The sequence below is a fragment of the Leptolyngbya cf. ectocarpi LEGE 11479 genome (genome assembly GCF_015207065.1).
Taxonomy (GTDB): Bacteria; Cyanobacteriota; Cyanobacteriia; order Phormidesmidales; family Phormidesmidaceae; genus Leptothoe; species Leptothoe ectocarpi.
Genome location: NZ_JADEXP010000586.1, coordinates 1 through 2041 on the forward strand (window position 1 = coordinate 1; position 2041 = coordinate 2041).

Below are 2041 nucleotides of genomic sequence, written 5' to 3' on the forward strand. Positions count from 1 at the left end.
CCTTTAACGCTGCCATAGAAATGAACCTGCTCCATGCCAATCAGCGCGGAGCAGACCATAACCGGGCTCATTTTGAGCAATGGGGTATTACCTGTCTCAATCTGATGAGCAGCCCCGGTGCAGGAAAAACTCAGCTTCTAGAAGCCACCCTGAAAGGATTACAAAACCTTAAAGTTGCCGTTATCGAAGGCGATATGACCACCGAACTAGATGCGGATCGTCTGCGTCAGTACGGGGTGCCGGTGATCGCCATTAATACGGGTCGCTCCTGTCATCTAGACTCAAAAATGGTCGCGGGGGGGATTCACCAGCTGCAGCATGACTACGAACCAGCCAGCCTAGATTTGGTAGTGGTCGAGAACGTAGGTAACTTGGTCTGTCCTGCCGAATTTGAGGTGGGTGAACATGCCAAAGTGGCTCTGCTCAGCGTGACTGAAGGGGAAGACAAACCGTTGAAATATCCGGTGATGTTTCGAGAAGCGGATTGTTTGTTGATTACAAAAACCGATCTGGCTCCCTATGTCGATGTGGACTTGGACCAAATCGAAGCCAACGTTAGACAGATTAATCCTCATGCCGCTATCTTTCGCGTGTCTGCAAAAACTGGCAATGGTCTGGCGGCATGGTTTAAATGGATCCAACAAGCGGTAACAGATCAGGCAAACCGTTTACAGCTCACAGTATGACAACTTGAGGTCTTGTATAAAGCAAGACAACTACTAACCCCCGATAGCTTGTCAATGTAATGAGGTGAACGATGCAACGACAACGATTTTTATCTACCTGTTTAGCCTTTGTCTTTGGTGTGGTGGTTGCCGTCGGCTGTGGGGGCAACGCTCCAGAAACAGGCTCTGAACCTGCTGCCACACCAGAGGTCGCTGCGGTTGATGGTGCCCCTTTAGTGATTGGCTATAGCAACTGGCCCGGCTGGCTACCCTGGGCTGTGGCTGAAGAGAAAGCGCTATTTGAAGCCAATGGAGCCAACGTAGAGCTGAAGTGGTTTGACAGCTACCTAGCATCCATGGAAGCGTTAGCAGCCGGACAGCTCGATGGTAATAGCCAAACCCTAAACGATACGATTTCATTCGCGGCGGATGCGGCCAATGGCGAAGTTGCTGTTTTAGTTAATGACAATTCGGCTGGTAATGACAAGGTAATTGTGGCAGAGGGCATTAACAGTATCGAAGATCTCAAGGGTAAAACTGTTGCCCTTGAAGAAGGAGTGGTAGATGATTTTCTGCTAACTCAGGCTCTGGAAGATGCCGGGATGTCACGCTCAGATATTACGATCAAAAATCTAGAAACTGGCGCAGCGGCGGCAGCCTTTGCCTCTGGCCAGGTAGATGCCTTTGCTGGCTGGCCACCATTCTGGGGGATTGCACTACAGCGAGAAGGTAGTAAGGAACTACTGTCGTCTAAGGAATATCCAGGCACCATTCCTGACCTACTGGTGGTGAGCCAAACGGTGATTGATGAGCAGCCTGACCAGGTACAGGCCCTGGTGAATACCTGGTTTGCCACCCTTGACTACATCGCCAAAAACCGCGACGAGGCCAATAAGATCATGGCGGAGCGTTCTGGGGTATCGGTGGAGGAATACGAAACGTTTGAATCCGGTACGCGAATTTTCACCATAGAAGAGAATTTAGAAGCGTTTAGTGAAGGAGACGGCATGAAACATATGCCCTTTGCTGCTCAAAAGATGAATGACTTTATGGTGGATGTGGGCTTTATTGAGGCCGGTCCCGACGATTTAGGCGCGATCTTTGACGATAGCTTTGTCAAAGCCTATGCCGAAGGGTCTTAGGAGTCGCAAGACGCACCCCCTCCCCGCTTTTTACATACACGCTTAAGACAATGACCCAAGCCTCTGAACCCTTTCAAGATGAGTTTGAGCCAGCGAGCCTAGAGCCTACAGTGTTTTGGCGGATTGCTGAAGATATTCCCAAGGCTCTCAGCTGGGTGCTGCTCGTGGTCTCGGTGGTGATGCCCCTAACGGTCTGGTGGATACTGTCCAACTATACCGATATTAATCCTAAGT

At 50.2% G+C, this 2041-nt stretch carries 2 protein-coding genes and 1 pseudogene; all 3 read left to right on the forward strand.

Translation table 11 applies throughout. The annotated features are described in order from the left end of the window. On the forward strand, positions 1-686 hold a 686-nt coding region (hypB, locus tag IQ260_RS30185), incomplete at its 5' end, for a hydrogenase nickel incorporation protein HypB (protein WP_193996737.1). 71 nt (positions 687-757) lie between these two features. Further along, complete coding sequence (locus IQ260_RS30190; protein ID WP_193996738.1) at positions 758-1807, forward strand: ABC transporter substrate-binding protein; 1050 nt, start codon at positions 758-760, stop codon at positions 1805-1807. 50 nt (positions 1808-1857) lie between these two features. Beyond that, positions 1858-2041, forward strand: a pseudogene (locus IQ260_RS30195) (ABC transporter permease); the annotation flags it as partial.

Bases quoted from the DNA above. Each gene is read 5' to 3' on its own strand.
- IQ260_RS30190 (WP_193996738.1), top strand. From the start codon at position 758: ATGCAACGACAACGATTTTTATCTACCTGTTTAGCCTTTGTCTTTGGT.